At 44.3% G+C, this 21,672-nt stretch carries 21 protein-coding genes; 17 read left to right on the top strand and 4 right to left on the bottom strand.

All coding sequences use genetic code 11. From position 1 onward, the window contains the following. Nucleotides 1-36 precede the first annotated feature (36 nt). From ytfJ to MHI52_RS19670, 3 genes are all read left to right on the top strand, one after another. Complete coding sequence (gene ytfJ, locus MHI52_RS19680) at nt 37-519, top strand: GerW family sporulation protein (protein ID WP_036607830.1); 483 nt, start codon at nt 37-39, stop codon at nt 517-519. 161 nt (nt 520-680) lie between these two features. Next, nucleotides 681-1,106, top strand: a complete 426-nt coding sequence (locus MHI52_RS19675) for a holin family protein (RefSeq protein ID WP_036607828.1) — start codon at nt 681-683, stop codon at nt 1,104-1,106. Continuing rightward, the gene (locus MHI52_RS19670) at nt 1,103-1,870 is read left to right on the top strand and encodes an N-acetylmuramoyl-L-alanine amidase family protein (RefSeq protein WP_405157501.1); all 768 of its coding nucleotides are present in this window, start codon (nt 1,103-1,105) and stop codon (nt 1,868-1,870) included. The genes MHI52_RS19675 and MHI52_RS19670 overlap by 4 nt, the downstream gene beginning before the upstream one ends. 24 nt (nt 1,871-1,894) lie before the next feature. Here the strand turns inward: MHI52_RS19670 and MHI52_RS19665 are convergent, their stop codons facing one another. From MHI52_RS19665 to MHI52_RS19650, 4 genes are all read right to left on the bottom strand, one after another. Then, on the bottom strand, nt 1,895-2,083 hold the full coding sequence (locus MHI52_RS19665; protein ID WP_036607825.1) for a hypothetical protein: 189 nt from the start codon (nt 2,081-2,083) through the stop codon (nt 1,895-1,897). 182 nt (nt 2,084-2,265) lie between these two features. Beyond that, the gene (locus MHI52_RS19660) at nt 2,266-2,493 is read right to left on the bottom strand and encodes a hypothetical protein (RefSeq protein WP_036607823.1); all 228 of its coding nucleotides are present in this window, start codon (nt 2,491-2,493) and stop codon (nt 2,266-2,268) included. A gap of 174 nt (nt 2,494-2,667) precedes the next feature. Beyond that, on the bottom strand, nt 2,668-2,937 hold the full coding sequence (locus tag MHI52_RS19655) for a hypothetical protein (RefSeq protein ID WP_036607821.1): 270 nt from the start codon (nt 2,935-2,937) through the stop codon (nt 2,668-2,670). A 184-nt stretch (nt 2,938-3,121) separates the two neighbouring features. After that, entirely contained in the window at nt 3,122-3,862 is a 741-nt protein-coding gene (locus MHI52_RS19650; RefSeq protein ID WP_127550998.1) for a GT-D fold domain-containing glycosyltransferase, read from the bottom strand. A 190-nt stretch (nt 3,863-4,052) separates the two neighbouring features. Here MHI52_RS19650 and MHI52_RS19645 point away from each other — a divergent pair, with 190 nt between their 5' ends. The 14 genes from MHI52_RS19645 (at nt 4,053) to MHI52_RS19580 (ending at nt 21,581) form a co-directional block, all read left to right on the top strand. Further along, entirely contained in the window at nt 4,053-4,712 is a 660-nt protein-coding gene (locus tag MHI52_RS19645) for a glycosyltransferase family 2 protein (protein WP_076328274.1), read from the top strand. Nucleotides 4,713-4,749: 37 nt separating this feature from the next. Then, complete coding sequence (locus tag MHI52_RS19640; protein WP_253501506.1) at nt 4,750-5,781, top strand: glycosyltransferase; 1,032 nt, start codon at nt 4,750-4,752, stop codon at nt 5,779-5,781. Next, nucleotides 5,765-6,403: a hypothetical protein gene (locus MHI52_RS19635; RefSeq protein ID WP_339283288.1), complete on the top strand. Its 639-nt coding sequence runs from the start codon at nt 5,765-5,767 to the stop codon at nt 6,401-6,403. The genes MHI52_RS19640 and MHI52_RS19635 overlap by 17 nt, the downstream gene beginning before the upstream one ends. A gap of 255 nt (nt 6,404-6,658) precedes the next feature. Further along, complete coding sequence (locus tag MHI52_RS19630) at nt 6,659-7,480, top strand: hypothetical protein (protein ID WP_076328277.1); 822 nt, start codon at nt 6,659-6,661, stop codon at nt 7,478-7,480. Nucleotides 7,481-7,608: 128 nt separating this feature from the next. Then, nucleotides 7,609-8,088 carry a hypothetical protein gene (locus MHI52_RS19625; RefSeq protein ID WP_339186672.1) on the top strand — a complete coding sequence of 160 codons (480 nt, stop codon included), beginning with the start codon at nt 7,609-7,611 and terminating at the stop codon, nt 8,086-8,088. A gap of 20 nt (nt 8,089-8,108) precedes the next feature. Further along, nucleotides 8,109-8,441, top strand: coding sequence for a hypothetical protein (locus MHI52_RS19620; protein WP_223199730.1), 333 nt, complete (start codon nt 8,109-8,111; stop codon nt 8,439-8,441). Between the two features lie 67 nt (nt 8,442-8,508). Beyond that, entirely contained in the window at nt 8,509-12,372 is a 3,864-nt protein-coding gene (locus tag MHI52_RS19615) for a hypothetical protein (protein ID WP_405157500.1), read from the top strand. 23 nt (nt 12,373-12,395) lie between these two features. Next, nucleotides 12,396-13,046, top strand: coding sequence for an S-layer homology domain-containing protein (locus MHI52_RS19610; RefSeq protein WP_076318990.1), 651 nt, complete (start codon nt 12,396-12,398; stop codon nt 13,044-13,046). A gap of 100 nt (nt 13,047-13,146) precedes the next feature. Continuing rightward, entirely contained in the window at nt 13,147-14,499 is a 1,353-nt protein-coding gene (locus tag MHI52_RS19605; protein ID WP_405157499.1) for a hypothetical protein, read from the top strand. A gap of 15 nt (nt 14,500-14,514) precedes the next feature. After that, nucleotides 14,515-17,655, top strand: a complete 3,141-nt coding sequence (locus MHI52_RS19600) for a M23 family metallopeptidase (RefSeq protein WP_405157498.1) — start codon at nt 14,515-14,517, stop codon at nt 17,653-17,655. Beyond that, the gene (locus MHI52_RS19595) at nt 17,655-18,071 is read left to right on the top strand and encodes a hypothetical protein (RefSeq protein ID WP_340984761.1); all 417 of its coding nucleotides are present in this window, start codon (nt 17,655-17,657) and stop codon (nt 18,069-18,071) included. The genes MHI52_RS19600 and MHI52_RS19595 overlap by 1 nt, the downstream gene beginning before the upstream one ends. An 18-nt stretch (nt 18,072-18,089) precedes the next feature. After that, the gene (locus MHI52_RS19590; protein ID WP_405157497.1) at nt 18,090-18,500 is read left to right on the top strand and encodes a hypothetical protein; all 411 of its coding nucleotides are present in this window, start codon (nt 18,090-18,092) and stop codon (nt 18,498-18,500) included. An 11-nt stretch (nt 18,501-18,511) separates the two neighbouring features. Next, the gene (locus MHI52_RS19585) at nt 18,512-20,431 is read left to right on the top strand and encodes a hypothetical protein (protein WP_340984762.1); all 1,920 of its coding nucleotides are present in this window, start codon (nt 18,512-18,514) and stop codon (nt 20,429-20,431) included. Between the two features lie 13 nt (nt 20,432-20,444). Further along, complete coding sequence (locus MHI52_RS19580; protein ID WP_036607790.1) at nt 20,445-21,581, top strand: hypothetical protein; 1,137 nt, start codon at nt 20,445-20,447, stop codon at nt 21,579-21,581. Nucleotides 21,582-21,672 lie beyond the last annotated feature (91 nt).

Below are 21,672 nucleotides of genomic sequence, written 5' to 3'. Positions count from 1 at the left end.
CAAACCTAGCTTACATTGAAACTGGAGGGAATTTAAATGTCAGATCATCCAATTCAAGGCTTAATGGAAACCGCAATGGAAAATATCAAGGCCATGGTGGATGTCAATACAATTGTTGGCGATGCAGTCGAAACACCAGATGGTACCGTGATTCTGCCAATCAGTAAGGTAGGATTCGGATTTGCTGCCGGTGGTAGTGATTTTCACGTTAATGGAGAAAGTAGTGGCAAAAGTGGTGCTACGGGTACCTCTGCTGAACATGCGAGTTCAGCTAAAGTTGCTTCTCCGTTTGGTGGCGGTAGTGGGGGCGGTGTATCCATACGTCCTATTGCGTTCCTGGTGGTAGGTAAACAGGGGGTACACATTGTACCACTTGATAACTCCACACATCTGTTTGAGAAACTCATTGACTCCACCCCTTATGTTCTGGACCGTATTCAAGGCATGTTCCAACGGAATACAACACCAACGAATACTACAGGTGTACCGGTTACACCAGATCCATCAACGTACAGCTGAATCATTTCGTTATGATCCCTCCCGCATCCAAGCGTGAGGGATTTTTGCTGTTTGTATAGCGGATGGTGAGTGTTTTTTCGGAGGTTTCCGTATTGCATGAGACTTATGTCTATGATCCGCCTAACCTAGACATGAAATAGGTTATTAAAGGGGGAACGTTAATGCACAGAGATACCGTGTTTATGGTTTTGTTTGGCTGGCTGCTATCGGCAGTCGTGTATTTGGTAGGAGGAATTGATCACCTGTTTATTGCCGTGACCATCTTTGTGGGGCTGGATTACATCACAGGGGTACTGTCTGCATGGTATAGGAAGGAGTTATCCAGCAGGGTTGGATGGTGGGGGCTTGCTCGTAAGTCATTGACATTTGTTTTTGTCATTATTGCACATCAACTGGATATGGTTGCAGGCAATTCCAATGATTTTATGCGAGATGCAATGTTAATGTTCATCATTGGTACCGAAGGAATCAGTATTTTGGAGAACATGGGGAAACTGGGCCTGCCTGTACCGAAGTTTATCACTTCAGCACTCTTTAAGCTTCGAGGGAATGAAGATCAAGTTGAAGATAAGGAGAAGATGTCATGATACAGATCACCAAGGATTACATACCTGTTAATAAATACAGTCGGGCCGGACTTAAGTTAAAAGCGAAACGTGGAATTGTGATGCATTATACGGCTTCTCCCGGAGCGCCCGCGAAGAACATTAGCAAATACTTTGCAAGTTTGGCACAGCAGGATTCCAATAAAGCAGTGAAAGGTCGTTATGCAAGCGCGCACTTCTCGGTAGATCGAACTTCGATATATAACAGTCTACCGGATGATGAACTGGCCTACCACTGCGGGAGTGCAACATACACGAAGGAAGCTATAGCCAAACTTGGGACATATCCTAACAATAGTACAGTGGGCATTGAGATGTGCATTGAAAAGGATGGCAGTATTCATGAAGATACATTTAATAACGTTGTAGACCTCGCGGTATACCTAATCAGGGAACGGGGCTTTCCACCCGTCTTCTTCACACATAAAGAAGTGGTTGGATGGAAGGAATGCCCGCTGCCATGGATTAAACAACCAGGTGAATATGAAAGATTTAAGCAAGCAGTACATATAAAATTAAACCTACTACAAGAAGTAGCAGTCGCGGAGGATGATGATATGAATACAGTTCTGGATTATGCACAATGGGCCTGGAATGAACTTGATCAGTACATTGGAGATGCCTACAACGACAAGGTGATTGAAGATTGGGCATGGGTAGAGAAGGTACGCAAGAAGAAGTTAACCTATGGAGAGTTGCTGTTACTGAAGGTTTTAATTGATGAGCGCAGACGTAAAAAGTCCTGACCCAAAGTACATCTCAGATAGAGGTTATGCCTGTCTGCTAGTTAACCAAGAGTTAAAGTGTGCTGGATCTTTCAAAAAATAAAAATGTTGTATAATCACGATATGGTCAGGATACTCAAGTTCATATTGGGTCTGAATCGAGGATTCATCGACGACTCCAATAACAGCGAGTTGATTTGTTTCAATCACATGTGTTGGTGTGGGTGAGCTCATACAACCATCCTTTCGTTTATTAAGTCAGAGTCAACAGGGGCGATGCAGATGTCCATAGTCCCTAGATGACCTATACGAGGCAGGATGGGGAAGGTTAAGCTGATCCGGTTCAAAAAGGGTTCAAAATTCAAAAAAAAAGCAGAACCCTACATCGAATGTGATGTGGGGTTCTGCTTATGTAACTACTCTTTTGAGAACGTGTCCAAGGCCTCATCTGTAAGATGGAGTTCTGCGAAAGCCCTGCATATCTTTTGGAAAGATCTAATGGTATTTGTCTCGTACAACATCTCAATGGGATCAAAACCTAACATGACAAGCGAATCCACAAGTTCTGTCTGATCTACTTCTGTATGGTGGAGCGCTTCAAGCATGGTTTCAATAACTGCTAAAAATAAAATGGCTTTATTCACTGTCTCGATTGGTGTCCCCTCCTTCGTAATACTACTAGAATAAGCAGAGGAGGACAGAAAATAACGAGAAATTCCAATTTCTCAGTGATGAATCTATTCAATCTAAAAGTGTGGAGAGAATAACTGGTTGTTGTAAATTAAAATCTGATGATAAGCTCTCCTTTGTATGTAAGATTAAGCTTTTTCGTTTACTTCGTGGAGAATGGAATCAATTAATTCATCATCAATCAGAGTGCTAGCTTTTTCGAGTGCCAACAGAATACCTTGCGGTTGTTCAAAAAAGACTGTAGAGAGAATAGGGGCAACTTCATCTAAATTAATCTTCTCAGCTTTGACCATACTGATCAAGGCAACAACGATCTCATGTCCCTCCACGTTACCTTCCATAAATCTTGTTCGTAAATGAGTCGCTACTATTTCGGTCTTTGACTGCGAGTACGCCATTACATTTCCCTCCAACGGTTTGAATATCTTAGCAGAGCTCCTCTTCATGCAAGTTTAAACCAGGTTAGATTAGGAGTTATCTTAACAATAATAAGGCAGATAGTTTAAATTATCAACAGCTACTAAGTCAATAAAATCGGATTTGGAATCACAGTTTTATCCAGCAAAAAAGACCCGGAGAGGGTCATTTTTTGGGTCTGCCTTCCCAATAATCAGGAAATCCGTTGTAATCCCATGCGTTCAGATTTTCGCTGTCGGCTTGAATGGCAACATCTGCTCCGGAACCAAAGTCAACACCTACGGTTTGCAGTTCTTTGGCCTTAATAACCAGTACCTTGCCGGGTGCACCTGCACATACCAGAGCAAGCTTCCACGGTGTCTGTTGGTAGATATGTTCCATTTGTTTGGATGCTGTGCTCACATGAGACCACGAGGGGCAGTCCACCGTTCCCACGATGCTTGTCCACCCGTATCTCCGCTCCAGAACTTCACGATATTGCTCAGCCTTGGCTCCGCAGATCAGAATAGGCATGGTCTTGAATGTTTCGTAGAATAACTTGAATCGGGCGATGTAATTATTCTCAAAAGCATAGAAGGTCTCTCTGGGCTCAACTTTGTAATATGCAAGGCACATATCGAATAACGGCTTGAAATACCAGTGATCTGTCTGGGTCAGATGTCCGACGTAATCCGCTTTTCGCAGGCAGTGTACGATAATTTCCCTCGCACTTGCATTGGGTAAGGTTATCCCGCAATAGGTAGGGTCGTTCAACCAGCCGTAATGAGACTTAATGAAATCCATAGTCAGAACGGTATCGTGGGCCAGAATGGTGTTGGAAGCATCCCCAAATCGTACAGAAGCATGGGCTTCTCCATCAGAGGCCATTTGGAACCAGTTGTGGATTAATTCTACACTCCCCAGCATGCGTGTCACCTTCTTTCCATGTGTGAATAATGGTTTTTTTGGTATACATATTCATCAACTCCTTCTGTACTAGAATAGGAATAATGCTTCGTTCTCTCTCTTCTTTTGAGGAATCACTCCTTTTTTGTTCAATGTGCGAAGGTTATTGAGCAACAGTCTAGACTATGTAAAAAGGGAGAGGGGATGGACTGTGAAAAACGTATTTATAGGTAGTCCTGTACGTAACCGGGCTTGGATTATGGAACGGCACTTGCAATCACTTGAGCAACAAGCAGTGCAGAAGCATTATATGTACATCCTGAATGATAGTGAAGATCAGACGGAGCATATCCTTGATTGTCATCAGATTCCTTATCTGACTCATAATCTGGGGAGAACATATGGTCATATACGTGGACAATATTCCTATCACCACCTGGCGTTGTTGAGGAATATGCTTCTGGATGAGTTTCTGAAATCGGACTGTGATTATCTGTTCTCAATTGATACGGATATCATCATTCCTGAGGGTAGCCTACGGCAGTTAATGGATAATGACAAAGATATATGCGCAATGCTTATACGGAATCACCCAAAATTGAAGGCTCATAATGCCATGAGCGGCGGAAAACATATACCTGAATTCAAAGCGGGTTTGTTCCAGGTAGAACTGACAGGTGCCGTATATTTGATTAAGCGTGAAGTGATCGAAGCAGGGGTTCGATATGGTTCCCATCCAACAGGTGAAGATGCACCATTTTGTGAGCAAGCTAGAAGATTGGGGTTTGAACTGTTTGTAGATACTCGGTTGCGTCCCGTTCATGCCTATGCGGAAGGGGTGGAGTTGATTGCTCAATTGGCTGCTTCGTAGAAAACAACGAGAAAATCCGGTTTTTGAAAGTATAGAAATGACCATTGTCTACCCGCCCGCACTTGACTGGAACCTCTTGTTCCAACGTCCTCAGCAATTGATGACCGCCTTCTCTAATATTCCAGGTATACGGGCTATCTTTATCAATGAAGAAACGTACAGAAAGCAGACCCGCCCGATTGAAAAGTTAAATGAGGATCTGTTCCTTGTGCAGAAAGGTGTGAACTACGATCACCTGGTGAAAGGAAAGAAGGTACTCTGGTTCTCGAATCCAGGTCAGTACAATTATTCGGATGGACGGAAGTTTGATTTTACCGTATTTGATTACCTGGATAATTCGGCTGATGAGTTTGCTGTGTGGAAATCCTACATCCCGAAATGTTTTGACCGTGCAGATCTTATTGCCACGACTGCCAAGGTGATGTACGAGGCACATAAACATGACGGAAAACCAATCTTTATGTGCCCTAACGGGGCAGATTACCAACATTTTGAGAAAGCGCGGGTTATTCTGCCCAAACCGGCGGACTTCCCCGATGTTCATGAAGGGCAAAAGATTGTGGGTTTCCACGGTGCAATGGCATCGTGGGTGGATTATTCGCTGATTACCGCTATTGCAGATAAAGGTTATCATGTTGTTTTGATTGGAAACAATGCCCTCTATCAAAAAAATATTGTGCATCCCAATGTGACTTGTCTTCCGCACAAAGATTATAAGGTGCTTCCCGCCTACATTGCTCAATTCGATGTCTGTATCGTGCCATTCAAGCTGACAGAGATGATCCGTGGCTGCGATCCAATCAAGTATTACGAATATTTGTCAGCGGGCAAACCTGTGTTGACAACGCGTATGGAGGAAATTGTTCATAAGTACAGCGATGTAACTTACTTTATGAATCAGCATAATTGTGGATTGATGTTGGAGAAAGCGATTCGTGAGAATAGTGCTTCCAAAATTGCGGCAAGAGTAAGGGTGGCTAAGTCTAATAGCTGGGATGGCAGGGCAATGGATGCCGTGAAGATGATTAATCAGGTCATAGGAGGTATGAGAAATGAGAAATATATTTAAACGAATGTTTGGTAGCCAACCGACTACACCGACAATTGAGCTTGAAGAAATAGAGATTGACGCGACGGAGTTCAATGTTACGACATATACCCCAAACACGGATACAACGATTGTATATCTGCCTGCGATCGATTTCCATAGTGAACGATTCGGGCGTCGACCACAACGGCTGTTAAAAGCACTCGCGGAAGTAGGCTACAATGTAATATATATCAACTCCAGTGACGAGTTCTATCAGGTTGATGCCTTGGAGTATCCATATCCGGAGATTCCAAACTTTGTTGTAGCCCGTGTGGGCCAGAATGTCCGTACGCTGTTTCAGGGTGATCGCGTGATCTACTGGGTGAACGATAGCCGGCTGGCAAGTTCTGTCGAGACAGCCTATCCTGATCTAGTCGTATTTGATTCGTTGACTGATCCGGATCAGTACGAGAAGCACAAACACAAGATGGAAGCAGTTGCTGACGTTGTCTTCATTACACCCGAGAGAATCTATGAGCATGGCAAATATTGCTCGCATGTTCATCTGGTTACTGCCGATGATTTTGAGATCAAGGAACGTGCAGAACAGGTAGCGCAAATTATAGATGCTTTGCCAAACAGAATGGCCCCTCTAATGTAGGGGTCTTTTCTTTGATCGTATATAGGCCTTTTCCTTTTGCAAAGATGACGGGGCTAATCGTGCTTCAATATATTTCGTTTACATTATCGTTAGGGATTGAAGATAGCGTTCTACACTATAAAAAGCAGAGACGGCGAACAGCCAGACGGGTTAAACGAAATGGATCTCCCGATCATCAAGTCAATTAACCTGATCCCGGCTTAAGCAAGTCTCAGTAGCTAAAATTACATACTATCCTAAGGAGTGGACTGTTCAATGGCTAAAAAAATGATTATCAAAGGTGTAGGTACGTTTATGGCTAAACGCCTTCCAAAAGATCCGATGGGCGAAATTGAGGTAGTTACCCTGGGTACTCTGCAAGATCTGAAAATTGACCTTAACGTGGAGCTTGAGGACATCTTTGGTGGTGACGGTCTGTTCGCCATTGATGTACTGGTGAAGTCCAAATCGATTGAAGTATCGGCAACAGACGCCAAGTTCGATCTGGATGCGATCCAGCTGATGATGGGTTCAACGGTACAAGAGCAAGTGAAGTCTTATGTATGGGTGCTGAATGAGCAGTCTACAGTGGCGGCAGGCGTATCCAATTCTGGCTTTGCTGAAGCCAAGCCAAAATATGCAAGTAAAATCTATGGAAGCAACGGTGGCATCACGGTTCGTCTCAAAGATTCCAACACATTGCTGAAACAACTCACTTTAAAAGGAACGGCCGTGGAACCAAATGCGTTCTTCTACGACGAAGCAAATGGTGTAGTCATCCTGAATGCGGTCCATATCGATAAGGAGATTGTGCTGAACTACAAACGTGAAGAAACTGTAGACATGGTTGACCTGTTGGTTGACGAAGTACCATTCCCAATCTCTGTCGTTCATCACGGGACGTTCCAGCAAAAAGATGGTTCGTATGCAGGTGTTGAAACCGAGCTGTACATGTGCCGTGCAAAAGGTACATTCAGCATCAATGCCCAGCGCGCTGCCGCTTCTGCATCTGCAATCTCTTTGCAGATTCTTGACCCTGAACGTGCTGATGGAAAAATCGGCAGTATCAAACGCTTCAGCGCACCAAGCAAGATCTAATATCTAAATAAGGTTGATTGCTCCTGGCAAGGTATCAAACGGCATCTGTGTCCTCCCCTTCACAGAGCCTTGCCTTGCCAGGTTTTTTATTATATGGGGGAGAATGTCCTGGGGAGGTCTTTAAATTCATGGAAACAGAACAAGAAAAATCCGAGCGTGAGCTTGCGGAAAAGCTGAATGAGGAAGCGGCGAAACGAATCAAAGATGATCCGGAAAACAAACGGGTGACTCCGGAGGAAGTGGAAGCTGCTGAGCGTGCATTCTTTGAAGATGATGAGATTATTACGCTGCGGGATCGACGGAAATATCGTATTCCGCCATGTAACTTGAAGGATGCCCGCCGTCTGATGAAGTTGCTAAAAACGGTGAATATCGATGCCATTATTCTTAACTTCATTCCGACTGAGAATGATGAACTGGATGAAAAGCGGCAGCAGGATTTATTTGATGTATTGGCAATGGCATTCAAAAACTATCCACATATCGTTACCAAAGATGAGCATGGTGAGTATACCATCAATCGAGAGTATCTGGATGAGTACCTTGATCTGAACACAGCTCGCAAAGTCATTGATTTGCTCATTGGACTCAATGGTTTAAAAAAGTAGAACGCACCGAGGGGGAGTCTTTGGAGGGAACCGAAATCCGTGATACGGAAACACAGGAACCTGTTCACTGGGGAGAAATCTTCTTCACCCTCCATAAACACTGTGGGCTGAACAAGTGGGAGATTTGGGAGTACACACTCCCTCAGGTTGCGGAGCTGTGCAAGTCAGCCGAGAAATATATTCAATTTGAGGTTGAACTTATGACAGCACCTCTTCGCATGTTCGGTGGCGGTGGGGGCGAGGAAGTTGAAGAAGATGGGACCGTCAGACGTAAAAGAACCTTCAATGACGAGGATTACACGGAGATATCAGAAGATGATATCGGTATGCTTGCACAAGCGCTCGGAGGATAAGAGAGAGATATCCCGTTTTGCCTAAATGAAGGTAGAACGGGATTTATGCATAAAGGCGGTGATTCTTTTGACTGAAACAGAAGGACAAGGAGATAAACATTCCTTAACACAAGAAATATTAACGGATAAGGATCAATTAACTGGACAAAACGCAGTACTGAAAGAGAGTTCCGCTTCAGGCGTTAGCACACTGATTAGACGAGTGGAGACAATCAGAAGTGATATGCAGTCGCAAATGATTGAAACACTGACTACCGATTTGGAGCACTTTTATCGTGGAGCGTTCAGTGAAATGAAGGATGTATCTGCAGCTGGCTCACAGGGGTTGATAGACTCCGTGATGAATACGATGAAATATATTTCAGCAGGTGAAACCAAGGGGTATTCATCAACACTACTCAAGAAATCCCTGGACTCGTCGCAGCAGATGGATCAACAGATGAGTCGGGCCGACCGAAATTTGGAGCTTAGATCGTCTGGGACAACAAATGACAGTGGGCAATTCACACAAACCGGAACGGTCAAAAATCTGCAACGAATTGCACTGCAACATGGTATAGATCAGGAAGATGTAGGTCTTGCCTATCGCATTGGTTCTCGTAATTATGATCATTCATCTGAAGCTGTCGCGTTTGCTGAAGAAGTAGCCAAGCTGCATTCAGTGGGCAATATGGATGTAGAACAGACGGCAACAGGTCTGGAAGCTGTTACTCCGGCATGGGGAAGCAGTAGCTTTGATCTGTCCCAAGTCACAGACATGATGATCAGAGCTTCAACGATGTTGGATGTTGGCATTCAGGACTTGATGGATATGATGCGCCAGACCCTTCCAATGGATGGTAACCCTGATGGAACGCTTGCACAAGAGGATGCATTAGCCAACTGGATTAGCAAGGCTGGATTGTTGGTTCAGTCAAAAGGAGATCATCCTCAGCAGGGCTTTGCATCGAATCGAGTTAGATTCGATCTTCTTGCTGAACAAGTGAAGGCTACGGATGCAAACGCGTCGATCCATCAGCGCACCGGTAGTAGAGACAACCTTCAATTCCGACAACGAGAGATCGAAATCGCATTTCAGATTGCAACACATGAGGCGATGCAAGGGTTGAAAGAGGAATTTGCCGAGCTGGGCGATTATCTTATCGCAGTCATGCGGTTAATTGGTGATCGTACGGGTGGCATTGTTGATCATATGGAATTGCTTAACCGAATTATGAATGAAGTCGGTGTTCAGGTTGCGTGGGATAAGTTCGGTGAAGTGATGAATGAAGGCGATCAGAAACGATACGGTGATAAGAATGCGGATCCAGGGAAAGTCGAAAATACGGGGAGCGATGTTCCCGAGTCACTTCGAGTCATGGATGTGCAACGTGCTGGTGTAGCGCAAGAAATGGGCAGACAGCAGAGTCGTCTACAGACGCTGGATCATCGCAGAACAAAAATTCAAAGTAGGGCCGCCTCCAAGCAAGATGATGTACTTCAGGCCCGGACTAACCGAGATCATCAACATAAAATGTACAATCAGGCTATACAAGATGGGGATACAGCGGCTTCTTCCATTCATGCAGAAAAACGTGACGAAGCTGAGAAGCGAGTCAAAACGTATAGTCGAGAACTTCTTCTGTTGCGAGAAGAAATGCATTCACTCGATATTCAGATTGCAAAGACGAAGCGAAGTCTTGAGTTTCTTGGGCGAGAGTTGGATGACACGAGTAGAGCAATGATGCAATTTGAACACCAAGCTAGAGTTTTGATGATGGCGATGGATGATATGGACCTGGATGCAGTTGAACTACGAAACAAGTTATATTTCCTTAATGCTGAGTTTACATACGGTTCAACCGATGTTCAACGGTACGAATCCGAGATCCAGAAGCTGCGTAAACAGTCAACTCTATTGAATGATGTTCTCTCCACATTGAGAACCGAAGTCAATGAGTTAAATGCTTCTTTTAGACAAGGCATGATCGATGCTACAGCATACATATCCAAACTGAAGGAACTTGAACAGGTTCAGCTCGCGAGTATGATGAGTGGTCCAGGAGGATTGTTAGTTACTCAAGGTGCAGGAAGTGTTGGATCCCCTGGATCCCCTGGATCCCCTGTTAAGGATGACAAGGAAGACTCAGCAAACAAGCCTTTTTTAGAGAGACATCAAGATTTTATCAATGACGTAATTAAGGATATGGCTAAATCAAAGATTGAGGAAGTTATGGATTTTGGTTCAGAGAAGAAGAAGAAGGACAAGCCGAAGCGACGAGGGATAAAACAGAGATTCGAAGATATGAAAGAAGTCGGTAGTAAAAAAGCATTTTTTAACGGTCATGCACCTATTCGTGACAAGGACGGGAACGTACTAAGAGGTCCAGATAAACCTGATGGAACCCCTGGAGATATCCTTACCCAACGTGATATTACAAGCGAGCGTAAGAAAAAAGGAGACATTCCAGGGAAATTAGCAAAGCTCGGCAAGTTCGGTAAGTCTATACTGAAACCCCTAAAAGCCGTTCCTTATCTTGGGGCTGCCATGACTGCTGTGGATGTAGTGTCCGGTCTTGTTGATCCGCTGAGTAATATGGGTAAGTCAGAAGCGGAGAAGCAAAGTATTCGTGCAACAAATAAAGAGGAACTGGCCAAGGATTTTAAAGATATGGAGCAGTCTTCAGTTGTAGGTAAAGTGTGGAAAGGCCTTAACCTTGGAATGGATGCAGTTGTTAAGGGAGGAATCAGCAGCCTATTTGGTAACAATGCAACGAATAACAAGTTCGGGGATTACTGGAAGGGATTTAAGGCGGTTTGGAGTGAAGATGGCGGAGATGCAGTTGAGAAGAAACTGGGCAAGGAATACAACTACAAGCAGGAGAAAAAAGAAGCCCAGATTCAAATGGATAAAGAGTCTGGAAAACCGCCTGGGGACAACAAACAACAACAACCGCAGATACAATACATTCAACCTCAAATGCAGTATATTCCTGCTGTGGGCGGAATAGGTACCATTGCTAACGGCTATACGCCTCAGCCACAGAGCAATGGTATTGATGAAATGATCGCCAAGATTAATCGGCAGCTTAACAAATCGACAAGTGATAACGAAACCAATTACCAAGTCACTCGATCCCGTCTATTGATTAGTGGTGTTCGCGAAGATTCTGGTCAGATGCGCGCGCTAATGGAGAAATATTTGCAAGAGAATATCAAGTTCTTCGATAAGGCTATTGCAAGTTTACAGAAGACGTACGACAAGATGGCTGAAGGCAAGGATAAAGATGAACTGGGCCTGGAGATCAATGAGAAGAAACAGCAGAAGGCACAATCAGAGCTTGAACTGAATGGTGTTAAAAACAGCCAGATTGATGAGCTTAGACGCAAGATGAATGATCAGTTTGAGTTGACGCAGTTGGATTATGATAAACGAATGTATGATCTCCTGGCGGCTAATGGAGGTAAGGAAGATGCACCAGAATTAATTGCATTGAACAAATCGCGTGCATCTGAAATGAACTCACAAATAAGTTCGATCAAGCAAGATTGGAAGAATCTGTTGAATAGTGGTGTGTTTAAACCGGGCTCGGATGAATATATGCAGATTTTTAAACAAATCCAATCATTGGGTGTAGAACAGTCCAAAAATTTGTATGAAATTAGCAAAAAAATGGATAAACCGATATCTTCATTCAACATTCCAGCAGGTCTTAAGGTCATGGATTACTTTGATTACATGACGACAAACAATACACATAAAAGTGTGATGGTTGGCTCGGGGGATGTTACGGTTCATGTGAACATCGATAATATGACAGGCAGCACAAAAGATGTGGAGAGACTTACATCTACGTTGGACAAGACACTACGGCAGAACAGTCCTGGTATTGCAAACCGAATGGCCAGCAATGTTGGTGCGGGAATGGGAAGTAATCATATCCCCAGATAAAATAGGTTAGGAGGGCATCTGATATGACTCAGCAAAATCCGTTTGGCTTAGTTAATGACCGGTATAAAAGAAAGCTGTTGGTAGATACAGGCATGAAGTTCGAGCCAGTGAACGGAAGAATTATTGATCCGTACTCTTCACCTTCGCCCAATCCGCAAGTGAGGGAAATTAAAATGATTAATGCTCCCTCGCATTTTCATCAGATGGGCGTATCTTCGTACAAGGCCATCATTAACATCCTGTTTAAAGATAAACAATCCTATCACGACTACGCGATGTACGTAGGCTGGACACACAAATTTTATGATGAGAAGGGCAATATCTATGTTGGTGTTGTAGAGTCCATCAAAGTTGACCCTATTTTCTACCATCAGGATACGATGGATAAGGATCAGAAGGGGTACAAGGTCGAATTGACCATGACCCTTATCAAAAAAGATGGATATGACCGTAAGAGTGCGATACAGTTTCAGGATTTACAGACGACAGAAGGGAAGGACCACTGGGCAAGAGATTCCATTGAACGCTTGGCTGATTTGGGACTGACGGTTGTAACACAATTGGATGGCACACCCATTCTATATTTCAGACCGGAAAACTTCATAACCAGAGCAGAGTTTGTTACTTTCCTGATGCGAACCAAGCGTCTGCTGGAACGAACAATTCGAGAGTAGGGTGACCTACTCTCTTTTCTGTCTATTCTAAAGATAGGAGGTGTTTATCATACGAAAATGGGTTGATGTAAACGAAGGGGATTGGTTCTATAACGATGTTATGGAAGCCACGAATATGGTTTTGGAAGATGGTGAAGTCTTTGTGGCCGGGATCAACTATAACAAGTTTGAGGAAGGCAAGCCTTTTGTATATGAGGAAATCAAAGGGAAAGCGGGGCAAACCTCATTTAGTCTGCCTGTGTTGATTAAACCAACAGATGACAATCCACTGTATGTGTTTATTGATGGTGTCCAAACAATCTACCAAACGGCTGAAACCAATAGTAAGGGATTAACCGATGTGGAGTTGTATACCGGTGTGAAAGCAGGTCAGGTGGTGTCCTTCTGTAGTTATGGAGAACCGTTGCTAGACAGTGCTTGGAAAAGGCCACCCGTGTCCTGGACTGGAGATCTGCCTAGAGCTGTACTTAGTGCAGCGACGACCTACTTCTACGATCCATTCAGTCGTAATCATCAGGAATATTTGTATGCAGCAGGCCAACCGCTTCGCAGACTCAGTATTCCTTCCGAGGTATGGGCAGACACCATGGGAGATGCCGCGGCGGTAACCAAAATTGCAACAAAGGCTATTGGTTACCGAACGGATGTATATTGTGTCAGCCCAGGGGGCTCGGTGTTTCTTCCTTTTAATCTGAACGGTGTCACCTGCAAGTTCAATTATTGGACAAAGAATAACAAGTTCATGAGTGAAGATATCAAAGCGACAACCCTCAAACCAGCATACAACAATTGTTTCTTTCCTAATGCCATTATACAGCGGGGAGAAGCCTTTCATCTGATTAATAAGTTACGCAAGGTGTTCTATGCCAGATTTACGGACATGAAAGCACCAACGACAGGTATTAATCAACCTATTACGGCATTTCAGGGACAACGGGTTTTTAGACTTAACGGCAATTATCCGGCAGGTAAAAAGAAACTTAAAATTACAGTGAAATTCAAAGACGAAAAAAAAGATAAAGTCCAAGAAACACCGGCTTATTCGGAAATTGACAACCATACGGTTGTCTTCAATCAACCTTTCTCAGAAGGCGACGAAGTGACGTTCTATTATCTCAAAGATGTGAGCGAGAGGTTCGCAGACGTCGGCAAAGATTCGGCCATTTATTATCGGGACAAAAAGGAGCGAGTTGTACAGAACAAGGATGCCTTCTGGAAAATAGCCGTCTCGGAAATGGAAGACGAAACATTTGCGAACAATGATCCACTAATTGCTGGCATTCCGATCAATAACAAGCTGGATGGTGCAGCGATAGTAACAGATATGGGGAGACCTACAAATGGCACAGAACAGGCAGAGGTATGGTTCCTTGGGAATTCCGCTATGACCCGGGCTGAAGCCGTAGCTTTCCTGGACCGATTCATGAAGTGGACCATCGAGCGATTCAAGTAAGGGGGAGATTACAATATGATTCCAATTTCGGATGAGGTTATGAATGTGCTATCCCAGCGTCTGAAGCTGGGGGAAGGAGCGCTTCCCAATATCCGGGTCGAAGTAGATCGGCTGGCATTTATCCCGGGACGGACAGAAGAGTTCAGGCATATCGTAACCGAGCAGGTACCCATCATCAGTACAGAATCCGTTTGGGTGGATGAGTCGAGTAATGGTATATATAACGGTTCGACTCAAGCGAATGCTCAGGAGATTTTTTTTCCGGTTAAGGGTAAAACGATTGATAGTATTACAGTTACAGATAATTTTGGCTCTCCTCGTGATAAAGGTACAAGAATTCATAAAGGTATTGATTTGTTTGATGAGATTGGAACGCCGATATTGGCTGCATGGGCTGGAAAGGTTGTTCAAATATCCTATAGTAAAACAAAGGGTGCTGGTAATGCCGTAAATATAAGACATGCAAACGGTGTAATCACCAAGTATTTTCATTTAAAAGAGATACTTTGTTCGGTGGATGATGAAGTAGCTCAAGGGGCTGTCATTGGAACACTAGGCAATACGGGTGGCGTATATACCGGTGGTCATAAGGTGTCTGCGGCTGAACGTGCGGTGGGCAAGGGACGACATCTACATTTTGAAATTTGGGAAGGAGTCAATCCAACAACGAGAACTGGAGAAGGTGGTAAGGCAGTTAATCCTCAATTGTATTTCAAGGGACAGCGCAAGTTGCACGGAAATGCGAAAACAACATTTACTGATGTAAAGCCGGTTCAGGTCGAAGGATATCCCGGAGAGATCAAACTGAATGAGAAGTTCGATAAACGAAACTGGTATGAGAAAAACGTTTATACAACCGGATTGAAATTTTCGGATTATGCCAAGATTGAATCGGGTTGGACTATGTTTGATTCAGGAGGCAAGTTGCTATACACCTTTGAAGGCAAAGCCGCCGTAGCTGAATTTGAGATTAACGTGACAAAACTGAGTATGCCTACACAAGGGCTGCTTAGTATTGGAATGGGGACTAATTTTAGTGATGCGGAAGGGGATTCTTTCGCCGTGGTGATCGATGGTAAAACGTATGCCTATGTCAATAAGTTTAACGGGGCCTATGATCTGACCAAACTGACGGAATTGAATAATATTGTGATCCCTGCAAAAGCCAAGAGTATCAAGATTAAGGTGACGTATGGGGGCAAACAAAACTCCACTGTCCCAACCGGGTCTGTTCCTGCTTCAAGTAAGAAGTATAAAAAATTCGCCATTGATTATATTCGCATACAAGAGTTGGTGCCTGCTCCGTTGAAGAATCAAAAGAGTGAAGAAGGGCTCGATCCATCTAAAGGATATTATCAAACGAACAGCTACGGAGATTTTATTAATAATAGAAGGACAGAGACGGATGTTATTCAGGTCGGGTCTTTTGTCTATATGGACACGCAGGTTCTTCCCAATATCATTAGTGCCGAAATCGATGATCAGTTTGATTCTGAAGCCCGGGAAGCACGGCTGACCATCTCCAATCCAAGAGGATTCTTCTCTCCGGATTATAATCCTGCTCATTTTCCCGAGCTTGGTGGTGTACCGTCTCCATGGTCTTATTTTGCAAACGGATTCCATATCGGGATTCTGAGTGAAAATACACCGATACGCATATATATGGGATATGGTCAGCACATGATGCGGGTATTTACGGGACTGATTGACAAGGTGGACATCAATGGCGAAGGCTCCACGCTGGAGATTACGGCCCGAGATATGTACAAGCGCATTATCGAGAAAGTCATTTCCGAGAAAAAAGCCTATCCAGAGGTAGAAGAGATTGATAATGTGCCAGATCCGGTGCCGCCTGCAGCAGTTGGCACGGACCGGACATCATCCATAATTCAGGCTGCACAGGCCCAAGCTGCAGCGTATGGTGTGCCTGATCATAAGTTTTTGCTTGCGATATGCAGGCACGAGACCGTTCTCGGAACACAGGGGAAGGGTAAAGATGAGAACGGTAGCTTTATTCTTGGATATGGCTGTCCTAGTAAAAGCGAGTGCAATCCCCTTTACAAGGGAATTCAGGAGCAAATGAAGCGCGGAGCAGAACGGATGTCCAAAGCACTAGCTTCCAGAGGTAAAAAAGTGACTTCAAAAGCCGATGTACTTTATTTCCACAATGGTGGAGACATTGCTCCCATGACCTGGAGTCAAGATCGGGAGAATTGGGTGGACAAGGTATGGACCTATTATCAGGAGATGCTCGCAGATCCGGCAAGCTGGACCATTACAGCAACCTCCACCCCGGCAGTTACACCAACACCCGCTCAGCCTGTAGAATTTGAAAAGCCGGCTTGGGTCAAATCAACGGTTGTACTAGATCTGGTTAAACATGCAGGTATGGTGGGTTGGCGGGCTACCAGTGAGGATCGCTCTTATCCTGACTACGTGATTGACGAGACCTATCTGATTGAGGTGAATCAGAAGACGGGCAGGGTCATTGTCCCCGTACCTGGTCAGGAAGGCGAGTTTGAAGTTAAGGACGCAAGTACAGTTCTGACACCGAACGGATGGCTTAATCCATTTATTGAGGAGTATGGCAAGACGTTTGAGCAATGGTCTGCCAAAGTTACGGAAGCTGTTCAGGAGGTAATCTCGGAGATTCCGTATCGAAGCTACTGTGACCGTTATGGTACGTACCGACTGGAGCGCCTGAATTATGACAAACCGGTCGTGGCAGAGTTTTCCGAGAATGACAATCTGATCTCAATTACCAAATCCACGGATTGGTCCAGAGGAAGAAGCCACATTGTTGTTATTGACTCGAATGATAGTCAGAGCAGTTTCGTAGACAAGGAGATTTTACTCGAACTCAAAGGAGAAATACGAACCATGGTGCTGGCCGTTCCTTGGGCGAAGACGGTTGAAGCCAAGAGACAGGTGGCAGAACGAGCTTTTTTTGATATGAAACGGATGTGCCGTACGCTACAGGTGTCCATTCCTGCGAATCCTGCGCTTGATCTGCTCGACAACGTCATTGTGACGGATAAAACGACCACCACACGAGCTGTATATACGATTAAAAGTATTAAAACCAGTTATTCGGTTGACCGTGGCATGTTACAGGTCATTGATATGATGTGGGCAAGAAAGGGAGTGATGGTGTAATGGCCGGCATTGTGAATGAAAATATTGTATTTCCCGTGCTGGATCTAATCCACCGGGAGCTTCGCAAATATAGCAGTATCTCCAATTCGAATGTTTCTCCCCTTGAAGGTGAACCTTCCGTTACATTATATCGGGAGCACATACAGGACCCGGACAGGGTGACTGGAGCAGACCTCTTGTATGAATCGGCATGGAAGGTTTCGATCTGGATGAAGTTTGGCTCAGAGGATGAGGAAGACTTTCCTTCCGGAGTGGGCTATTCCCACCCGGATTATGATTATTACAAGTATTTCAGGTTAACGCAGGTGACGGCCCGTACATATGATCCGAGTGGAGAGCCCATGTTCACTTACAATATTGGTCTAAATTATGATGACGAAGGACGCTTAACTGGAACGAGCGTAAGTCGTATATAACATGTAGGAGGTGGTTCCATGGCATTTAATGTATCTTACATCGCGGGTGGCGTCATCGACAAAGTGCGCGAGCTGCCGTACCCACACTTCAGTAAAAAGACGATCCCGTTCATTCGGGGACAGATGTTGGACATTCCGGCGGCCAAGACCACCAAGTCTGATACGTTCACCTTGGCGTATGACACAGAGTTTCTGAGCATTGCATTTGCTGCGAGCCACTACTGTGTCGGCGATTACTGGGAGCTGATGATCGGGACGGAGAAGGTATGTCGTACCATCTATACGAAGGAACTTCCCGAGTCGGTTTCCATGGGGAACAGTTTCGGAATTGTCTACCCGATTCCGGCGGGGACGACCATTAAGTTTGACTTCTACAACGCGGTGGCTGAAGCCAAGTCGGTCTGGTACAACATCAAATTTTTGAGATAAGGAGGGTGACGATGGCACTGCAAAAACCGCAGACGAACTTTGCCGCTTATATTGACGGAGAGTCGGAAGCACAAAAACTAATCAACACGCTGGCTGATGAAATCGTAGGTGCTGATATTCCCAGAGTAGAGGGCGGGATTGACGCCAATCGCTGGGAGAAGGTATACGAGGCAGAGCAAGATTATTGGGTAACATATACTCCTAAAACTCGGCCTAATATTCAAGGGAAGTACCTTCATACAGATGGTAACTTGTATGACGTCGTTAAAATTCCTGACTACAGTAAACTTAAGTTTAAAGATGGAACACCAGCTGTTGAAGATGATGGTTTTCTTTATGAAGTGAGTTCGGTATATTGGGATCCAATTGTCGAAGGTGGTAGTCGTCCCACAGTTAGAGAAAAGGATTACGGTAATTACAAGACAGGCAGAAAGATTCAAGTTGTTCAGTTTTCTTATACAAATAAGACAGGAGCTAATATTTTTGTAGACGTTCCTAATCAGCTAGCTACATTGGTAACAGATCTCACTAAACCTGATGGTGTTACTGCCTACATTGTAAAGCAGAAGCAAACGCTTAGTACAGGTGACGTAGTTTACTTGGACGACTGGAATGAATTTGAGTTAGTTACGGAACTACCTGATGACTGGAACTACGGTCTTAAGACGGCATATCAGTGGGAATACGTTAGGAATTTTGACTATTACGGTAATTGGACTACGTTGAAATCTAGTATTGCAGAACCCGCCAAATCAAAATACACGTTTACTGAGCGTTATTATACTGCGGATCCCGTTCATGATGTGCCTTCTAGAGTAGTGGTTAAAGGTACGCCAACTGTACCAACTGGAATTCCTGTGCGAGAGTACTCTGTAATGTTGGAGCAGCCAACGAATGATTGGAACTATATTAATATTTATTATGGTGAAGAGTTTGAAGGTACAAACACAAGTGGAGATTCAACGACCACATACAGAGGAGCTTGTGACCCATCTACGGTTAAACCGGGGTTAACACCTACGGTTACAGATCAAGCCAAGGCACAGGCCATTTATGAGATGTGGAACACAGATACGATTGTCAAAACATTCATCGCACCGTCCACGAAGTGGAAACTGGATTATGACGGCAAGACAGAGATCGTAAGCCCTGCAGCTCGGTTTTTCCACGGACGACATTCTACAACGTCATGGTTGCCTAACAAAAAACGCAGACCGGATTACCTGGTAGCTTACACTTTATCGGTAAACAATGATCGAGTAGTTCTTGTTCTGGAAGGTGATCCTTCACCGAATATTCACAGTTATTACCGCAGTTTTGGATACATAGGCAAGATCGTTCCGTTCAATGATTACGACCATGGAGGCAACTTTGGTGTCACCGTTGGCATGGGTGATCTGCGAACAGATATGACAGGTTATACGAAAAATGATATTCTCACGGATCTTAATCCGGATATCTATGCCAAATACGGTGAGTACACTTCAAATGGTATGGACTCCATGTCCATGTTGAAGACACGCAGTAATGTCTTGTTCCAGCGGTATTACCCGGCATTTATTTCGCATCTTCCGAACTATCCTTCTGTGGGTAAACTTCCCCCGGGCCTCTCGAAATTGATTGTAGATACGGATGGGTTCCAGAAATCTCTCTGGACAGGAAAGTATCACGCAAGCCCAATCTACCTTGTGCATCAGGCAGAAGGATATCGGGGTTATATGGACGGTGTAGTTGCGATATACGACCATAATTTGGTCAATCGCGATGAATTAATCGTAGATACAGAAATTCTGAAAGATCCTTCCAAACCTGCGTTGGGTACGTGGACAGAGGTTTACAAGTTTTTCAGTATCAAGAGTCCGTTGAATCTATTCAAGCATTCCCCATCACCAGATGTAATTACGATTGCATTTTTGAAAGAGATAAAATAAGGAGGATTACATAATGGCAAATTTTAAATATGTAGAAACAATCACTACTTCACAGGACGTGTTGACAAAACTGAAAGAGGAAGTTACAGGGTTTAAGAGTTTCCCATTTGAATCCACAGCAGGCGAGTCTCAGGAACAAAATCTGTGGGAAGTATTTTACGAAGAAAAGGACAGTAGTGACCGTATTCAGGAACTTATTCTTCGCGGGATCATGACCATTGGAACACAAGCAACACCGATTACTAAACATTTCTATGTAAGTTTCATTAATCATGCTCTGGTACCACGCGTCGTTGCACCAGTTCCAGCCTATGAGGAGCATAGTACGTTGACTGTTCAGCTGCTTGAAGGATTGGAAGGCAGCGAACCAACTACACTACCAGTTACCACTCGCCCTACATTCAAGCTAACAGGACATCCGGTACTCTACCAATGGGCACTGGAAAACTATACACCAACGGATCGGAATAAAGAAAAACCTGTATACATGTATGTAAATGTCATGAACAATCGTTTGGCGATGGTTCTCGTTGCGGACCCAGCAGTAAACTTCCTTGATTACAAAAAATCCTTCCTGTATGCAGGTGCATTGAAACCGTTCAAATACAACCTGAATGACGTAGACGGAAACGTAATGCTGACAGCTGGAGCAGTAATCGAAGAACCAGATATCTCTCAGATTGCAACAACAGGAACGTATTACTACGGTCAATATACTTCTGCAGGTAACAACACACTTCAGATGTTGAAAACCAAGTCAGGTATTGAATTCCAGCAACACTATCCCTCCTTTATTACTCAAGCTCCACCGAAGGGGAAAGCTTATCAAGATCCGGAATTGGGGGATACGGGGTTGGAACTGGAGCCTCAAGGCTTCCAAGCGTCCAAATGGACATCCAAATATCACTTGTCTCCGATCTACGTGGTTCACCCTTACGAGGGCTACCGCGGTCAATTCGATAACTGCATCGCGGTTACGAAGCATAATATCCTTCATCTAGATGAGTTAATTATTGATGTGGAAGGCAAGTCTTGGGACCAAGAGGTGTATCGTTACTTTGATACCGATACGGCGCAGAATTTCATGAATCTGTCTGCCAACCAACGCATGGGTGTGGCTATTCTGAAGGAAGTCCGTTATACGGCGTAAGTTAAACTGAATCAAAGCTGAGTCGTATAGATTCAGTGAGAGGGAACTTTCTGAGACTCCACTCAGGGGTTCCCTTTTTTTAGTTGGAAGG

The organism is Paenibacillus sp. FSL H8-0283 (assembly GCF_045040675.1).
GTDB lineage: Bacteria > Bacillota > Bacilli > Paenibacillales > Paenibacillaceae > Paenibacillus > Paenibacillus amylolyticus.
The sequence above is the reverse complement of the archived record's forward strand: the minus strand, read 5'-3'. Positions and strand labels throughout refer to the sequence as shown.

Bases quoted from the DNA above. Each gene is read 5' to 3' on its own strand.
- MHI52_RS19625 (WP_339186672.1), top strand. From the start codon at position 7,609: ATGGAAACAGAACAAGAAAAATCCGAGCGTGAGCTTGCGGAAAAGCTG.
- MHI52_RS19605 (WP_405157499.1), top strand. From the start codon at position 13,147: ATGGAAGCCACGAATATGGTTTTGGAAGATGGTGAAGTCTTTGTGGCC.
- MHI52_RS19600 (WP_405157498.1), top strand. From the start codon at position 14,515: ATGATTCCAATTTCGGATGAGGTTATGAATGTGCTATCCCAGCGTCTG.
- MHI52_RS19675 (WP_036607828.1), top strand. From the start codon at position 681: ATGCACAGAGATACCGTGTTTATGGTTTTGTTTGGCTGGCTGCTATCG.
- MHI52_RS19630 (WP_076328277.1), top strand. From the start codon at position 6,659: ATGGCTAAAAAAATGATTATCAAAGGTGTAGGTACGTTTATGGCTAAA.
- MHI52_RS19635 (WP_339283288.1), top strand. From the start codon at position 5,765: ATGAGAAATATATTTAAACGAATGTTTGGTAGCCAACCGACTACACCG.
- ytfJ (WP_036607830.1), top strand. From the start codon at position 37: ATGTCAGATCATCCAATTCAAGGCTTAATGGAAACCGCAATGGAAAAT.
- MHI52_RS19595 (WP_340984761.1), top strand. From the start codon at position 17,655: ATGGCCGGCATTGTGAATGAAAATATTGTATTTCCCGTGCTGGATCTA.
- MHI52_RS19665 (WP_036607825.1), bottom strand. From the start codon at position 2,083: ATGAGCTCACCCACACCAACACATGTGATTGAAACAAATCAACTCGCT.
- MHI52_RS19590 (WP_405157497.1), top strand. From the start codon at position 18,090: ATGGCATTTAATGTATCTTACATCGCGGGTGGCGTCATCGACAAAGTG.
- MHI52_RS19610 (WP_076318990.1), top strand. From the start codon at position 12,396: ATGACTCAGCAAAATCCGTTTGGCTTAGTTAATGACCGGTATAAAAGA.
- MHI52_RS19655 (WP_036607821.1), bottom strand. From the start codon at position 2,937: ATGGCGTACTCGCAGTCAAAGACCGAAATAGTAGCGACTCATTTACGA.
- MHI52_RS19585 (WP_340984762.1), top strand. From the start codon at position 18,512: ATGGCACTGCAAAAACCGCAGACGAACTTTGCCGCTTATATTGACGGA.
- MHI52_RS19580 (WP_036607790.1), top strand. From the start codon at position 20,445: ATGGCAAATTTTAAATATGTAGAAACAATCACTACTTCACAGGACGTG.
- MHI52_RS19650 (WP_127550998.1), bottom strand. From the start codon at position 3,862: ATGCTGGGGAGTGTAGAATTAATCCACAACTGGTTCCAAATGGCCTCT.
- MHI52_RS19670 (WP_405157501.1), top strand. From the start codon at position 1,103: ATGATACAGATCACCAAGGATTACATACCTGTTAATAAATACAGTCGG.
- MHI52_RS19640 (WP_253501506.1), top strand. From the start codon at position 4,750: ATGACCATTGTCTACCCGCCCGCACTTGACTGGAACCTCTTGTTCCAA.